Below are 15,041 nucleotides of genomic sequence, written 5' to 3'. Positions count from 1 at the left end.
CTCATCACCTATATAACCAGTAAGCCGTGCTTTCTACGCTGGCGCCGCTGCGCAGATAAAGACGTATCGCCGCCACATTACTGATTTGTGTCGCGATCCATAGACGCTCGATACCAGCTTGTTGGCACCATCTTTCAGCCGACTGAATCAGCTGTAACCCAATTCCTTGGCCAGATCGCCCCGGCCAGACCGATAACAACCCAATACGGGCCTCATGATCGGGCAACCTGCGTAGTGTCACCCATCCCAGAGGTTGTCTGGCGTTATCTTCAAGCAGCAGACAAACATCATCAAACGTACCGCGCACCGCATTTTCCACCCAGCAGGCATAAAAACGGCCACTGTCATTTGGCTGATACCAGGGAGGACGAAAACGGCTCAACCCAAAAGTATGGGCAGCGACCTCACGCAACAGAGGAATATCACGCTCATTAGCCACACGCAGGCCACTTGCCTTGATAAGAATATTCGACGCAACATTCAGACTGAAGTCGATTTCTCCTTCCACCAGCCGGAATCCCAGATTCGCCAGCGCATCGGCCAATACCAACTGATCAGCGGCTACCTTCGCATGCGTCACCGCATAATGATCCAGTTGTGTAGCCGTCAGTTTTGGAGCTACCGCATCGAACATCAACCGACCACTGAGAAGTTGAAAAAAATCACTCTCCCAGCGTAATGGCTCAATGTTGGCATAAACGGGCATACATGATTCCTGTTACTTCGTTAAGCACCAGTAAAGCCTGTGTCATCGGTTAATGAAAATCGGCTTCAACGCCAGATGCCTTTCGCATCAATAACCCAGGATTGGGTTACATGGTCCGGGCTGATAGCGCGAAACTGACGGTGATCGACTAACATCACGATAATATCGGCGTCACGCAATGCACGGGTCATATCTACTAATGTAGCCTGCCCACTCAAATCCACCGGAAGTTGGTCGATATGTGGCTCTACAACCCATGTTTCGCCAGCATGCCAGCGGGCGATCATTTCGGTAATCATCATGGCCGGACTTTCCCGCAGATCATCAATATCGGGTTTAAACGCCAGGCCAAAGCAGGCAATCTTCACTTCACTGGCACGCTTATCACTTTGTGTTACACAGTCTGCCAATGCGCGCTTAACACGGTCCACCACCCAGAGTGGCTTATCGTCATTTACCAACCGGGCCGTATGAATCAACCGGGCCAGTTGTGGGTTCTGTGACACGATAAACCAGGGATCCACCGCGATACAATGGCCACCGACGCCAGGTCCCGGCTGAAGAATATTGACCCGGGGATGACGGTTTGCCAATCGGATAAGTTCCCATACGTTGATATTCTGCTCAGCGCAAATCAGTGATAATTCATTGGCGAAGGCGATGTTAACGTCTCGGAAACTGTTCTCTGTCAACTTGCACATTTCTGCCGTGCGGGAATGCGTAACTACACAATCACCTTCCAGAAAAATGTTATATAACTCGCAGGCACGTTCAGAACAACGGGATGTCATGCCGCCAATAACTCGATCATTCTTTATCAGTTCCGTCATTATCTGCCCGGGTAATACCCGCTCAGGACAATAGGCGATGTTAATATCCGCCGCATCTCCGACCTGCTGAGGAAAAGTTAAATCAGGCCGCATTGTCGCCAGGTGTTCAGCCAGCCATTCGGTTGTCCCCACCGGAGACGTCGATTCCAGAATAACCAAATCACCCTGTTTCAGAACCGGCGCGATAGATTCAGCCGCAGCCTGCACGGCTGAAAGATCCGGCTCATGGGCATGTTTAAATGGTGTCGGCACCGCAATCAGGAAAGCATCGGCCGGAACCGGCTGGCTGAACGCCCGCAGGAAACCATTCTCCACGATGACTTTCACCTGCACCGCCAACTCCGGTTCAACGACATGAATCTCACCTCGATTGATGGTTTCCACCACATGCTTATTGACATCAATGCCAATAACTTTTTTTCTGCGAGAAGCGAAAGCCGCTGCCGTCGGCAGTCCGATATACCCCAAGCCAATGACTGAAATTATTTCGAAACTCATACCGTTACCTGATGTTGTTTTAAAACGTCGATAATGCGTTGACTGGCATGTCCGTCACCATAGGGATTATGCGCATGACTCATGGTCTGATAAGCGTCGTCATCCGTAAGCAATTCAGAGACATTAGCCAGAATTTTAGCAGCATCAGTGCCAACCAGCCTGACCGTGCCAGCAACCAGCGCCTCTGGCCTTTCCGTGGCTTCCCGCATCACCAGTACCGGTTTACCCAGTGAAGGCGCTTCTTCCTGGATGCCACCGGAGTCCGTCAAGATCAGATAAGCACGGTTCATCAGGTAGACAAACGGCAAATAATCCTGCGGACCAATCAAGAAAATATTATCAATACCGTTGAGAATTCGGTTAACCGGCTCGCTGACATTCGGGTTGAGATGTACCGGATAAACAATCTGGACATCAGGATGATGACGGGCGATATCTGCCAGCGCGCTACATATGCGCTCAAATCCATCACCGAAGCTTTCACGCCGATGCCCGGTCACCAGCAACATTCTTTTGTGCTCATCAAGAAAACGATACTGTTTATCCAGACTGCGGCACAACGCCGCGTTGCTGATAATATGTTTTTTTACCCAGAGCAACGAATCAATGACCGTATTTCCCGTAACGAAAATATGCGAGTCAGGAAGATTCTCTTTTAACAGATTCTGGCGAGCGCTTTGTGTTGGTGCAAAATGGAACATTGCCAGATGCCCGGTTAGCTTACGGTTTGCTTCTTCCGGCCAGGGGGAATAAAGATTACCCGTGCGCAATCCCGCTTCTACATGTCCAACAGGAATACGCTGGTAGAATGCCGCCAAACTGGTGATCAACGTAGTGGTGGTATCACCATGAACCAGTACCAAATCAGGTTTGAAGCTTTCCATGACCGGCTGTAAGCCTTCCAGAATCCGGCAGGATATGTCACTGAGGTTTTGCCCCGGCTGCATGACATTCAAGTCATGATCTGGCGTGATATCAAACAGACGCAGCACCTGATCCAACATCTCTCGATGCTGCGCGGTCACACAAATTCTTGATTCAAAGAATTCATCCTGAGCTAGAGCATGAACCAGCGGAGCCATTTTTATGGCCTCGGGACGAGTACCAAAAACAGTCAACACTTTCACAATGACTCTCTTTAATCAGGTTAGATGTAGCCTTCTGCCCATCAGGAATGATGTGCCTGGATATTACCGGTTAACGGGGATGGCGTACCAATGCAACGCCTGCCCCGATTAACAGACCGATAGCGCCCCACATTGCCAGCAGAAAAAGGCGACGGGGACTATCTCGCTTAACAGGCTCTTCGGGTGTACGCAGATATCGGTAAGTCTGAATGTTTTTATTCAGTGTCGGGCCAGCATCAAGGATGGTCAATATCGCCCGGTTTTGATCATAATCTATGTCGTATTGTGGGCCATTGGCTTTCAGTGAAGCCAATCGAGCCATCAGCACGGGTGTTCCCAATAAAAACATTTCCGATACGGGCAACGCATCAGGAAGCTTACTGGTTTGGTTATGGTTGATTCCTTGCTGTCTGGCAATCGTCAATCCCTGTTCGACATTGTGCAATTCACGGTTATAAATGGCCTGGGAGACAGCTTCCTGCTGCTTGATTTGTGAACGAATAAAGGTTGTTTTGGCAATCCAAAGCCCCTTCAGTTCATCATTGAGGTGAGTGATAGCCCGTTGATTTGAAAAGTTGATGTACTGGCGTAATAACATATCCGCATCGGTGGCCGTCTCTGCCGTCAACTTCACACTATCATTAGTCTTTTTGACATCGTTATGCGAAGTAAACTGAATATTATTTATCAACTTATCCAGCAAAATAGCATCTGCTTTCCTATTACCTTCCTTGCGCGATAGGTAGTATTCAGACTGTAACCAAAAATCACGCTGGGTATCGTAAGCGGCCAGTTGCATGATAAATTCAGCGTAAACATCCGCAGCGACAGATGGTGACTCAGGTCCAGAGACCGGAAATGCCTTAGTGCCAAGATTACGCAGAAACTGCTGTTGGGAGTAGAATCCGTTCAGCATATTCACTGTCGGTTTATCGGTTACTGCTATGGCACCCCATTTCTGTGGGGCAAGGTAAGAATAAATCACGGCAAAGAGCACAAACAGCGCAGTGATACCCAGCACCCATACTTTTCCACACCAAAGCGCACAAAATACACCACGGAGATCCAGCGTATTCTCTAACTGCTCATCCAAGACAGAAATGTTATCCGTTCTCATTACTTCCCCAAACTGTTCTGGTTAATATGACTGCCTACTTGGCCGACGCATACGCCGTTTTACACGTTTAATCAACCGTGCAACACGCCAGGCTCGTTTGAGACAGTAACCATACAAGAAGAATGCGAGCAAAAATAATACCAGCATGAACCATTCGGGAATGAACAACAGATATTCACCCAAAATACCCACAGCGGCTAGCACTAGCGCCGCCAATGTAATCAGTACAAACGCCTGGCGTGAAGTAAATCCTGCCCGCATGATCAAATGATGGATATGCTGCCGATCCGGTGAAAATGGACTCATTCCTTTACGTAACCGACGGTACATGGTGGCAACCATATCCATCAGCGGTATGGCGATAATCCACAACGCAGTTACCGGATGTATAACATGATTGGGTCCCTGAGTACTCTGCAACAATAGCCATATTGCAGTGAACCCAATCATGGTACTTCCCGCATCACCCATAAAAACTTTATACCGTTTCCCGAGTACACCGAGGTTCAACAAGATATAAGGAAGGGTGGCTGCAATCATGGCAAAACACCACAATGCCAGGCTGGTATTGCCACTTTCGTACAGCAAGAACCCCAAGGCACCAAATGACACACAAGAAAGGCCGCCAAGCAACCCATCAATACCGTCAACCATATTAAACGCATTGATAGCGGCCCAAACCGCAAGTAGTGTCAGTACATGACCGAATGGCCCGGCGCCAAGATCCCAAGACCCCAGGATACGCCCAAAGTGCTGTAAGTATAGATTGGCATGCACCATCATCAACATGGCGACAACAGCTTGCATAGCGGCACGAATCCAGGCACTGATATCAAAGCGATCATCCAGTGCGCCAACAAACACCAACGCACCTGAACAAATCAGGTACAACTGGAAATTCGGGATGTGATAATTAGTGATTACCGATGTAAAACAGATACCCGCATAAACTGAGATTCCGCCTACTAATGGGATCAGCCCCTGATGGCGTTTACGAAAATCCGGACGATCAACCAGCCCTATTTTTTTTGCCACCTTGCGAGAAAAAAACAGAAAGGCAAAAGAAAACAAAAAGATAAATACTAATTCGGTACTCATAATGAGTAAATTCACCGTTCACAGCAGTTAATGAGACTACGGCTGTTCTATTGTATGCCTTGTTATGCCTAACTTGTTACCATCTCGATGAATAATACTGGGTCAACAATGGATTGCCACCATTACTCATCCGGGTAGGCGCTCGTAGTATAAAGATACGTAGTTTATAGAATTTATCTATTCTCTACCATTATAGGTGAATAGAAATAAAAAACGCCACGACCCGCGTGGCGTTTTCTCATACCAGAGCATTTTTACGAACGTTTCATCATGTCGAAGAACTCATCATTGGTTTTCGTCATTGCCAGCTTATTAATCAGGAACTCCATCGCATCAGTTTCACCCATAGGATGAATGATTTTGCGCAGAATCCACATCTTCTGTAGCTCTTCAGACGTGGTTAACAACTCTTCCTTACGTGTACCGGAACGGTTGTAATCAATCGCGGGGAACACACGTTTTTCTGCGATCTTACGAGAGAGATGCAGTTCCATGTTGCCAGTACCTTTAAACTCTTCGTAGATCACTTCATCCATTTTGGAGCCGGTGTCGATTAACGCCGTGGCAATAATCGTCAGACTGCCACCTTCTTCAACGTTACGTGCAGCGCCAAAGAAACGTTTAGGGCGATGTAAAGCGTTAGCATCCACACCGCCGGTTAATACTTTACCCGACGATGGTACGACAGTGTTATAGGCGCGCGCCAGACGAGTAATGGAGTCCAGCAGAATAATGACATCTTTTTTGTGCTCGACAAGACGCTTGGCTTTCTCGATCACCATCTCAGCAACTTGCACATGGCGGGAAGCCGGTTCATCAAAGGTAGAAGCTATCACCTCTCCTTTAACCAAACGCTGCATCTCTGTGACTTCTTCCGGACGTTCGTCAATCAGCAACACCATCAGCACGCAATCAGGATGGTTATACGCAATATTCTGCGCAATATTCTGCAACAACATGGTCTTCCCGGCTTTCGGCGGAGCCACAATCAGTCCACGCTGACCACGGCCAATCGGCGCAGCCAGATCCAGCACACGGGCAGTCAAATCTTCAGTAGAACCGTTACCACGTTCCATACGCAGGCGCGAATTAGCATGCAGCGGAGTCAGGTTCTCAAACAGAATCTTACTGCGCGCATTTTCAGGTTTGTCATAGTTAACTTCGTTAACTTTCAACAAGGCAAAATAACGTTCGCCCTCTTTCGGCGGGCGAATTTTACCAGAGATAGTATCACCAGTACGAAGGTTGAACCGGCGGATTTGACTGGGAGAAACATAGATATCATCAGGACCGGCGAGGTAGGAGCTGTCAGCAGAGCGGAGGAAACCGAAACCATCCTGCAATATTTCCAGCACACCGTCACCAAAAATATCTTCACCACTTTTGGCATGCTGCTTAAGTATGGCGAAAATAATATCCTGTTTACGCATACGAGCCAGGTTTTCCAGCCCCATATTTTCGCCGAGAGTAATTAACTCAGAAACTGGCGTATTCTTTAATTCGGTAAGATTCATAATGGTGGGTTCTTTAACTCGGGGTAAATCTCGAACTATTAATGTGAATGGTATGGCAGGATCATCCGTGCCTCTATAAACAGCCTTCAATCGCCGAATGCCAGCATCTTTTCGAGCTGAAGTCACGCGGACTTTGCACATACACACGGCAAGAGATCGAAGACACCTTAAAACCAATTAATTTAAAACTGTTAGATTGCCAAAATCAGATAAACAGACATTCGTTAATCAATGACTTTCCGATTTTGACACAGAATAATGCTTTAGATTTTAACTCTCAGGTTTAAGCCTAGAGGCTCAAACATAGGTAAGTACGATATGCAGTATTGATGAATCTAGCACGCTTCCCGGTGGGCGTCCAGCGGTCAATATGAGAAATTCTTACTGTCCACTGCCGCCCAGGGTATTGCAGATATAACAAATTACAAATTAGCGTTCAGGAACTCTTTTAACTGGCCTTTAGACAAAGCCCCTACTTTTGTTGCTGCCACTTCACCGTTCTTGAACAACAGTAAGGTGGGAATACCACGAATGCCATATTTCGGCGCAGTAGCTGGATTTTCATCAATGTTCAGTTTAGTGACCGTTAATTTACCCGCGTACTCTTCAGCAATTTCATTCAGTATAGGGGCAATCATTTTACAAGGACCACACCACTCAGCCCAGAAATCAACCAGTGTTACGCCCTCAGCCTGCAATACTTCCGTATCGAAACTACCATCAGTCAGGTGAACAATTTTATCACTCATGTTTTACTCCGCAGGATTATGTCTACCTAGTTGGTGTAGCATTAACCAACCATGAGGTTGACTTTATTTCACTGGATACGCTTTCGTAAAGCAATAGTTAACTGATATTCTACCACACTATGAGCAAAACATACTTAACTGAACAGAAGTTTTCCGACTTCGCACTGCACCCGATGGTTATCGAAGCACTTGAAAGTAAAGGGTTTCATAACTGCACACCCATCCAGGCTTTGGCTCTGCCATTGACCTTGTCAGGGCGTGATGTAGCGGGACAAGCGCAAACCGGTACGGGCAAGACGCTGGCTTTTTTAGCGTCTACTTTCCATTATCTGCTTTCTCACCCCGCCTCAGCTGAACGTCAGACCAACCAGCCACGGGCTTTGATTATGGCCCCCACACGTGAACTGGCGGTACAAATCCATTCCGATGCGGAAGCACTTGCGCGCATTACCGGATTGAAATTAGGCCTGGCCTATGGTGGCGATGGTTATGACAAACAACTGAAAGTGCTAGAAAACGGGGTAGATATCCTGGTCGGTACTACGGGCCGCCTGATCGATTATGCCAAGCAGAACCATATCAGCCTGGGCGCGATTCAGGTTATCGTACTGGATGAGGCTGATCGTATGTACGATCTAGGCTTCATCAAGGATATCCGCTGGCTGTTCCGCCGGATGCCACCCGTAAATCAGCGTTTAAACATGCTGTTCTCCGCCACGCTATCCTATCGCGTGCGTGAATTAGCGTTCGAACAGATGAACAATGCGGAATACATAGAAATCGAACCGGAGCAAAAAACCGGTTATCGCATTACAGAAGAGCTATTTTATCCTTCTAACGAAGAAAAAATGCGGTTGTTACAGACACTGATTGAGGAAGAGTGGCCTGATCGCTGTATTATTTTTTCCAATACCAAGCACCGTTGTGAAGACATCTGGGGTCACCTCGCTGCCGACGGGCATCGTGTCGGGTTGCTAACCGGAGATGTAGCACAGAAAAAACGACTGCGTATCCTGGATGATTTCACCCATGGCAATTTGGATATTCTGGTCGCCACCGATGTTGCTGCCCGTGGCCTGCATATCCCCGCCGTTACCCACGTATTCAACTATGATCTGCCGGATGACTGTGAAGACTATGTCCACCGCATTGGTCGTACAGGTCGCGCTGGTGCCAGTGGTTACTCAATAAGCCTGGCTTGCGAAGAATACGCACTGAATCTTACTGCTATTGAAAGCTATATTGGACACCATATTCCTGTCAGCAAGTATGACAGTGATGCATTATTGACCGACTTACCCGCACCGAAGCGGCTGACTCGTCCGCGTTCCAATAGCGGCCCTCGTCGGCACAATTCGCCGCGTCGTAGCGGAGCCGGAGCACCACGTAACAACCGTAAACGAGCGAGCTGATTCGCCGATGCCAAGTTCTTCTTCGCTTTATGCGGCTATTGATTTAGGTTCCAACAGCTTTCACATGTTGGTGGTGCGTGAAGTCGCTGGCAGTGTGCAGACAATGTCTCGCATTAAACGTAAAGTTAGGCTGGCAACAGGACTGGACGCACAAAACTGCCTATCACTGGAAGCAATGCAACGTGGCTGGGCATGTTTGAAACTGTTCTCAGAACGCCTGCAGGATATTCCGCCCGAACAGGTGCGGGTAGTGGCTACAGCGACCTTAAGGCTTGCCGTCAACGCTGACGAGTTTTTGCAGCAGGCCCGACATATCCTGGGACTACCTATTCAGGTTATCAGTGGCGAAGAAGAAGCCAGGTTGATTTATCAAGGTGTTGCCCATACGACTGGCGGGCCGGAACAGCGGCTGGTTGTTGATATCGGCGGTGGTAGTACCGAACTGGCGACCGGCACGGGTTCTCGCACCACTCAGCTATTCAGTCTGCCGATGGGTTGCGTTACCTGGCTTGAACGCTACTTCGGCGATCGTAATCTCGGTTCAGATAATTTTGCACATGCCGAACAGGCAGCAAGAGTGATGCTGCATCCGATAAAAGATATCTTACGACAACAAGGCTGGCAAATCTGTGTCGGCGCTTCAGGCACGGTTCAGGCGCTACAGGAAATCATGGTGGCCCAGGGTATGGATGAGTACATTACCCTGGACAAGCTCCAGCAGTTGAAACAACGCGCTATTCAATGCAACAAACTCGAAGAACTGGAAATTGAAGGGCTGACGCTGGAACGCGCCCTGGTTTTCCCCAGCGGTCTTGCCATCTTGTTGGCCATTTTTCAGGAACTAGAGATCAGCACCATGACGCTGGCCGGAGGTGCACTGCGCGAAGGACTCGTCTACGGTATGCTGCATTTCCCCATCGATCAGGACATTCGCCACCGGACCTTGCATAATCTGCAACGCCGTTATTTGCTGGATGCCGAACAGGCTAAGCGCGTCAGTCTGCTGGCAGATAGTTTCGCACAACAGGTGGCTCTTGACTGGCAGTTGGATAATCGATGTCGGGAGTTACTGCAAAGCGCCTGCCTGGTACATGAAATTGGACTTAGTATCGACTTTCGCCAGGCACCGCAACACGCCGCTTATCTGGTTAGCCATAGTGATTTGCCCGGCTTCACCCCGGCCCAAAAGAAGTTACTGGCTACTTTACTGAATAATCAAAGTAACCCACTGGATCCCATACCGTTAACCCAACAGAATGCATTGCCAGTGTTGCAGGCACAACGGCTTTGCCGTCTGTTACGACTGGCAATTATTTTCGCCAGTCGGCGCCGTGACGATACATTACCGCACGTCAGTCTGCGAGTGGAAGGAGAGGCATTGCGGGTTATCCTACCGGCAGGATGGCTATCCCAACACCCGTTGCGGGCAGAAACATTGGAGCAGGAACGGTTATGGCAAAGCTATGTCCACTGGACGTTGATCGTGGAAGAAAATCCCGCCTGAGATAACCACAGGTAGCGATATGTTATCTCTGCTGATTGCTGATAACACTCGGTGATAATATTCGGACCGATAAAGATTTCCCCATAAGCCCACACCGCACTATTTCTGGTGCGGTCACACCACATTGTCACTCATTATCATGATTCTGGTTTGTCAACATTCTCAAGAATCATTACCGCTTTTCTGATTTATACACACCGATTTGTGATCCCGCACCGAGTAAGAGTAAAAGCAGTAGATGTATTTTACAAAACGTTATTCTTATTAACGTGAAATTATGTTTTATATCAGTCATATTTCAAGTTGCAGATGCGTTGGCTATGCTTACTCACCCGAATCACTTACCTGAGTCAACTCATCGAGATGTTTCTGCTTGCCATCTTTCCGTAATTTAAGATCTATTGGATATATAAAAATAACCGGATGCAAAAAACTGCTTTAGCTGATTAATGATAAGGAACGAACGAGGATGAACAAGCACCTTTTCTCCCTTCCTGGAACTTGCAGGATATCCGTCATGTCGCTTCTGTTAGCGACAACCATCATGGCTACAACGTCATTCGCGGCCGTTCCCTCCCCGCAAGCGCCACAACAACTGAAGGTACCCACTCTAGCTTATGACGACCACAGTATCGTACTGGTTTGGGATGCACCCGAAGATACATCGGCTATTGTCGACTACCAAATTTACCAGAATGGCCGATTGATTGGGCTGGCCAGCCAGAATAGCGATAAGCACTCTCCCGCCAAACCCTATATCAATGCATTTTACGCCAACGATAAAACCCATTTTCATCATAAAATTGTAATACAAAACGCAAAGATTGAGGGTCTGAAGGCTGACACCCAATACCGGTTTACCGTTCGAGCTGTCTATAATAATGGCTCTACATCAAGCGATAGTAACGTAGTCATCGCCAAAACGACCACTGTTCCGCCGATAGTTAATATCACCCAATATGGTGCAAAAGCAGACGGGAAAACCATTAATACTACGGCTATCCAGAAAGCCATTAATGCCTGTCCGCCTGGCTGCCGGCTTGATGTTCCCGCTGGGGTATTTAAAACTGGCGCACTGTGGCTGAAAAGCGATATGACGCTGAATCTGATGGCCGGAGCCACACTGTTAGGCTCGGATAACCCATCCGACTACCCTGACGCCTACCAGCTTTACAGTTATTCATCTCAGAAACGTCCGGCATCATTGATCAACGCAATTGACAAGGACAGCGCCAAACCCGGCACCTTCAGAAACATCAGAATTGTCGGTCAGGGCGTAATTGACGGAAATGGCTGGAAATTCGCCACCCCCGGGGAAATCAAAGATGAAGCAGGAAATATGTTGCCGCAGTATATGAAAGGCAACAACATCACCGTCGAACAGGACGGTATTCTGGCCATGAATCAAGTGAAGAGAGCGATAGAAGGCGGTATCAGCGCCAAAATCGCGTATAGCCAGTATCGTTCCAGCCTGATAACCCTGAGAGGCGTAGAAAACGTCTATTTGTCAGGTATTACCATCCGCAACCCGGCGTTCCACGGCATCATGTTCATGGAAAATCGTAACGTAGTGGTCAATGGCGTCACACACCAGACATACAACATTAACAACGGCGACGGTATCGAATTTGGCAATAGTCAGAACATGATGGTGTTTAACAGCGTGTTTGATACCGGGGACGACAGCGTCAACTTTGCGGCGGGTATGGGAGCAAAAGCGCAACATCAAGAACCGACCCAACATGCCTGGATATTCAACAACTACTTCCGCCATGGGCATGGTGCGGTGGTGATGGGGAGCCATACTGGCGCCTGGATCGAAGATATTCTGGCGGAAAACAATATCATGAATATGACAGATATTGGTTTGCGTGCGAAAAGCGCCACAGCCATCGGCGGCGGTGCCCGTAACGTGACATTCCGCAATAACGCCATGAAAAACCTCTCCAAACAGGCTGTGATAGTGACGCTGAATTACAGTGACACAAATGGCACCATTGACTATGAACCAGCGGCCACACCGGCACATTTCTACAATTTCACGGTGAAAAACGTGACGGTTCAGAACTCCACCGGTAACAAGCCAGCCATTGAAATTGCTGGTGACAGTAAACACGGCGTTTGGCACAGCCAGTTGAATTTCAGTGATATGAAACTGGACAAAGTGATGCCAACGTCCATTAGTGATCTTAAAGACAGCCACTTCAATCGTCTGGTCTTCACCAACCTGTTGAGCGGCAGCACACCGTGGAAGTTCGGAACGGTGAAAAATGTCAGCGTAGACGGCAAAATCGTTACACACTGATAGTGCTTCGTCGCAAGAAAAAACCCGGGTGGCAGTTAGTGCTGCCCGGTTTCACGTCCAGGAGGGATATTTATGGATGCACATGCCCGTCAGGATCAGCTTTTTTCCCTGGCTTTCGCCAACTGTGCTCGTAAATTTTCCAGATGATTCTGCCCTTTCTGCATCCTCTCCTGCGGGCTTACCACTTTGCGTTCCGTTTCCCAGATAACATCATCCTGTGGAAGTTCCAGTAGGAAACGACTTGGATCCGGACGAACCAGCTCGCCGTACTGACGACGTTCCCGACACAAGGTAAATGTCAGTTCCCGTTGAGCACGGGTGATACCGACATAAGCGAGGCGCCGCTCCTCATCCACATTGTCTTCATCGATACTGGTCTGATGTGGTAACAATCCTTCTTCCATACCGACCAAAAACACATAAGGGAACTCCAATCCTTTTGACGCATGTAATGTCATCAACTGAACCTGATCCAGATCTTCCTCATTTTCAGCGCGTTCCATCATATCCCGTAACGTAAAACGGGTGACAACCTGAGTTAACGTCATCGGCTCATCCAGATCGTCGCCTTTCAGCATTTCCGTCATCCAGCTAAATAATTGGTTAATGTTTTTCATGCGCATTTCAGCGGCTTTCGGGCTAGGAGACGTTTCATGCAACCAGCTCTCGTAACCCAGGCCATGAATCAGGTCACGCACTGCCATTACGGGCTCTTGTTCTGCCAAACGGGCGATCTCCGCCATCCACTGGGTAAAACGCTGTAGCGATTCCAAACCACGACCGGTCAACACTTGGCTCAACCCGAAATCAAAGCTGGCGCTGAACAGACTGCGATTACGCTGATTCGCCCACTCCCCCAACTTTTGCAGCGTCGCCGGCCCTATTTCCCGCTTCGGCGTATTTACAATGCGTAAAAAGGCGCTGTCATCATCCGGATTGGTCAATACTCGCAGATAGGCCAGCAAATCCTTGATTTCCGGACGAGAGAAAAAGGACGTTCCACCGGAAATCTTGTAAGGAATGCGGTTTTGCATCAGCATCTTCTCGAACAGACGTGACTGATGGTTGCCGCGATACAAAACCGCATAATCGCCGTACTGGGTTTTGTTGATAAAATGATGGGCAATCAACTCCCCAACGACCCGCTCTGCTTCATGATCCTCGTTATTGGCCGTGATGATTTTCAGTTCGCTGCCGTAGCCCAGCTCGGAATACAGTCGTTTATCAAACACATGAGGATTATTGGCGATAAGAATATTTGCCGCTTTCAGAATACGACCGGATGAACGGTAATTCTGCTCCAGCTTGATAACCTGTAATTGTGGAAAATCCGTCTGTAACAACACCAGATTCTGTGGCCGCGCCCCGCGCCATGAGTAAATCGACTGGTCATCATCCCCCACCACGGTAAACCGCGCCCGGCTTCCCACCAGCAATTTCACCAGCTCATACTGGCTGGTGTTGGTGTCCTGATACTCATCCACCAACAGGTAACGCAGGCGGTTCTGCCAACGCTCACGGACATCTTCATTACGCTTGAACAACAAGGTAGGTAGCAGGATCAGGTCGTCAAAATCCAGGACGTTGCAGGCGCGCAGATGATCGGTATACAACCGGTAGCAATGGGCAAATAGCTTATCCCGCTCGGAACTGGCCCGCGCCATCGCCAGAACAGGGTCAACAAGATCGTTTTTCCAGTTGGAAATGGTGGAAATCAACTGCTGTAACAGCGTTTTATCATTCTCCAGCCAGGTTTCCGTCAGCTCTTTCAGCAACGCCATCTGGTCCTGATCGTCAAATAACGAAAAATTGGACTTCATTTCCAGCGCACTGTATTCCCGTTTGATGATTTCCAGCCCCAGGGTATGGAATGTGGAAATCATCAGACCACGGGCTTCTTTGCGTCCCAATGTCTGCGCGACACGCGCTTTCATTTCCCGAGCCGCTTTGTTGGTAAAGGTCACGGCAGCGATATGTCGCGCTTGATAGCCACACACCCGTATCAAATGCGCTATCTTTTGAGTAATAACGCGCGTTTTGCCAGAACCCGCCCCGGCCAGCACCAAGCAAGGGCCGGTAACGAATTCAACAGCATGTTGTTGGCTGGGGTTTAAACGCATGGTTCATCTTGCTCACTGATCAAACGAAAGGCGATTGTAGCAAAAGTCAGGGCAGTCTTGT

Annotated in this window: 11 protein-coding genes; 3 read left to right on the top strand and 8 right to left on the bottom strand. The window is 48.6% G+C overall.

The window, feature by feature from the left end:
- Positions 1 to 4 precede the first annotated feature (4 nt).
- The 7 genes from rffC to trxA all read right to left on the bottom strand — a co-directional run bounded on the left by rffC (position 5) and on the right by trxA (position 7,639).
- Positions 5 to 706, bottom strand: coding sequence for a dTDP-4-amino-4,6-dideoxy-D-galactose acyltransferase (rffC, locus tag CWC46_RS03830; protein WP_021013519.1), 702 nt, complete (start codon positions 704 to 706; stop codon positions 5 to 7).
- A gap of 65 nt (positions 707 to 771) precedes the next feature.
- Positions 772 to 2,034, bottom strand: a complete 1,263-nt coding sequence (wecC, locus tag CWC46_RS03825; RefSeq protein ID WP_021013520.1) for a UDP-N-acetyl-D-mannosamine dehydrogenase — start codon at positions 2,032 to 2,034, stop codon at positions 772 to 774.
- Complete coding sequence (gene wecB, locus CWC46_RS03820) at positions 2,031 to 3,161, bottom strand: non-hydrolyzing UDP-N-acetylglucosamine 2-epimerase (RefSeq protein ID WP_037380343.1); 1,131 nt, start codon at positions 3,159 to 3,161, stop codon at positions 2,031 to 2,033. Before wecB ends, wecC begins: the two co-directional genes overlap by 4 nt.
- Before the next feature lie 70 nt (positions 3,162 to 3,231).
- The gene (wzzE, locus tag CWC46_RS03815) at positions 3,232 to 4,278 is read right to left on the bottom strand and encodes an ECA polysaccharide chain length modulation protein (RefSeq protein WP_021013522.1); all 1,047 of its coding nucleotides are present in this window, start codon (positions 4,276 to 4,278) and stop codon (positions 3,232 to 3,234) included.
- A 21-nt stretch (positions 4,279 to 4,299) separates the two neighbouring features.
- Positions 4,300 to 5,391, bottom strand: a complete 1,092-nt coding sequence (gene wecA, locus CWC46_RS03810; protein WP_071790829.1) for a UDP-N-acetylglucosamine--undecaprenyl-phosphate N-acetylglucosaminephosphotransferase — start codon at positions 5,389 to 5,391, stop codon at positions 4,300 to 4,302.
- Positions 5,392 to 5,630: 239 nt separating this feature from the next.
- Entirely contained in the window at positions 5,631 to 6,890 is a 1,260-nt protein-coding gene (gene rho, locus CWC46_RS03805; protein WP_037380347.1) for a transcription termination factor Rho, read from the bottom strand.
- A gap of 422 nt (positions 6,891 to 7,312) precedes the next feature.
- Entirely contained in the window at positions 7,313 to 7,639 is a 327-nt protein-coding gene (trxA, locus tag CWC46_RS03800; protein WP_021013525.1) for a thioredoxin TrxA, read from the bottom strand.
- Positions 7,640 to 7,758: 119 nt separating this feature from the next.
- Between trxA and rhlB the strand changes: the two genes are divergently transcribed.
- From rhlB to CWC46_RS03785, 3 genes are all read left to right on the top strand, one after another.
- Positions 7,759 to 9,051, top strand: coding sequence for an ATP-dependent RNA helicase RhlB (gene rhlB / locus CWC46_RS03795; protein ID WP_021013526.1), 1,293 nt, complete (start codon positions 7,759 to 7,761; stop codon positions 9,049 to 9,051).
- Positions 9,052 to 9,058: 7 nt separating this feature from the next.
- A complete protein-coding gene (gppA, locus tag CWC46_RS03790) occupies positions 9,059 to 10,555 on the top strand; it encodes a guanosine-5'-triphosphate,3'-diphosphate diphosphatase (RefSeq protein WP_021013527.1) in 1,497 nt (498 codons plus the stop codon).
- Positions 10,556 to 11,072: 517 nt separating this feature from the next.
- On the top strand, positions 11,073 to 12,860 hold the full coding sequence (locus CWC46_RS03785) for a glycosyl hydrolase family 28 protein (protein ID WP_021013529.1): 1,788 nt from the start codon (positions 11,073 to 11,075) through the stop codon (positions 12,858 to 12,860).
- 95 nt (positions 12,861 to 12,955) lie between these two features.
- Here CWC46_RS03785 and rep read toward each other — a convergent pair whose 3' ends face one another.
- Positions 12,956 to 14,980, bottom strand: a complete 2,025-nt coding sequence (rep, locus tag CWC46_RS03780) for a DNA helicase Rep (protein WP_021013530.1) — start codon at positions 14,978 to 14,980, stop codon at positions 12,956 to 12,958.
- Positions 14,981 to 15,041: the final 61 nt, after the last annotated feature.

The sequence above is a fragment of the Prodigiosinella confusarubida genome (assembly GCF_002847015.1).
Taxonomy (GTDB): Bacteria; Pseudomonadota; Gammaproteobacteria; order Enterobacterales; family Enterobacteriaceae; genus Prodigiosinella; species Prodigiosinella aquatilis.
Note: the sequence above shows the minus strand (reverse complement) of the source record. Positions and strands in the feature narration are given on the sequence as shown.

What these genes read in the sequence shown, in the direction of transcription:
- rffC (WP_021013519.1), bottom strand. Translation starts at nt 706, where the DNA reads ATGCCCGTTTATGCCAACATTGAGCCATTACGCTGGGAGAGTGATTTT.
- wecC (WP_021013520.1), bottom strand. Translation starts at nt 2,034, where the DNA reads ATGAGTTTCGAAATAATTTCAGTCATTGGCTTGGGGTATATCGGACTG.
- wzzE (WP_021013522.1), bottom strand. Translation starts at nt 4,278, where the DNA reads ATGAGAACGGATAACATTTCTGTCTTGGATGAGCAGTTAGAGAATACG.
- rho (WP_037380347.1), bottom strand. Translation starts at nt 6,890, where the DNA reads ATGAATCTTACCGAATTAAAGAATACGCCAGTTTCTGAGTTAATTACT.
- trxA (WP_021013525.1), bottom strand. Translation starts at nt 7,639, where the DNA reads ATGAGTGATAAAATTGTTCACCTGACTGATGGTAGTTTCGATACGGAA.
- rhlB (WP_021013526.1), top strand. Translation starts at nt 7,759, where the DNA reads ATGAGCAAAACATACTTAACTGAACAGAAGTTTTCCGACTTCGCACTG.
- gppA (WP_021013527.1), top strand. Translation starts at nt 9,059, where the DNA reads ATGCCAAGTTCTTCTTCGCTTTATGCGGCTATTGATTTAGGTTCCAAC.
- CWC46_RS03785 (WP_021013529.1), top strand. Translation starts at nt 11,073, where the DNA reads ATGTCGCTTCTGTTAGCGACAACCATCATGGCTACAACGTCATTCGCG.
- rep (WP_021013530.1), bottom strand. Translation starts at nt 14,980, where the DNA reads ATGCGTTTAAACCCCAGCCAACAACATGCTGTTGAATTCGTTACCGGC.